The organism is Streptomyces adelaidensis (assembly GCF_016598475.1).
In the GTDB taxonomy this organism is placed as follows: Bacteria; Actinomycetota; Actinomycetes; order Streptomycetales; family Streptomycetaceae; genus Streptomyces; species Streptomyces adelaidensis.
Map to the genome: position 1 here is coordinate 1 of NZ_JAEMUX010000281.1, position 693 is coordinate 693.

The 693-nt window shown below is 65.8% G+C and carries 1 protein-coding gene and 1 pseudogene; one reads left to right on the top strand and one right to left on the bottom strand.

Annotated features, from left to right (window positions below; translation table 11 throughout):
• Positions 1-177, top strand: a pseudogene (locus tag I8N67_RS44950) (IS630 family transposase); the annotation flags it as partial.
• Between the two features lie 127 nt (positions 178-304).
• Here I8N67_RS44950 and I8N67_RS43680 read toward each other — a convergent pair.
• Positions 305-466 carry a hypothetical protein gene (locus I8N67_RS43680; protein WP_307835538.1) on the bottom strand — a complete coding sequence of 54 codons (162 nt, stop codon included), beginning with the start codon at positions 464-466 and terminating at the stop codon, positions 305-307.
• Between the last annotated feature and the right edge of the window lie 227 nt (positions 467-693).

Genomic DNA, 693 nt, shown 5'->3' on the forward strand with positions numbered 1-693 from the left:
ATGGAACCGGGCCGTCGCGACCGCGTCGCGGTGAGCGAGCGATCGGTGGAGCGATAGCCGCAGGCTTGGCGCGAGCGCGGCGAGGCGGGCGTGCTGTCCAACAGTTCACGGGGTCGACCGAAGCTCAGTGAGGTGCAATTCGCTTGGTTGGAGAGGGAGTTGGAGCGTGGCCCGCTCGATTGCAGCAGCCCCGCACGGCGGGCGATCGAGCCTGACCAAGTCCAGGCATCATGCGCAGGGCATGGCGAGCGCGGAAAACGCGGCGAAGTAGTCCGACAACTACCGGGGTTCGGTCGGACGCGGTTCAACAAGTCGCAGCACGGCCTCTTCTGCCACCGCTCGGCAGCGTGGCCATGTCGGGGCCGGTCGCGGTGGCCCAGTAGGTGGCGACGGCGCTGACGAGCTTGACCAGTTCCTCCGGGGCCCAGATGCTCGCGACGAGGCCGGCCTTCTGCGCGAGGCGCACGATGTCGAGAGATCGCCCGTCGCACCCTGGACAGCAAGATCACGGCTGCGGCGTTCCACCCCGGGGTCGTGTGTTCAGGGTTCGGACGGGAGGCAAAAGGTGTGTCAGGCATGTTGTTCAACACCTTCCTCGGGCGAAAATTCAGGCGCCATAGCCGCAATCAGATCAAAGGAGACGACCTCTCGAGAGCAGTGGGAGGTGTGCAAGCTGAAGTTGGTGGTCACGGG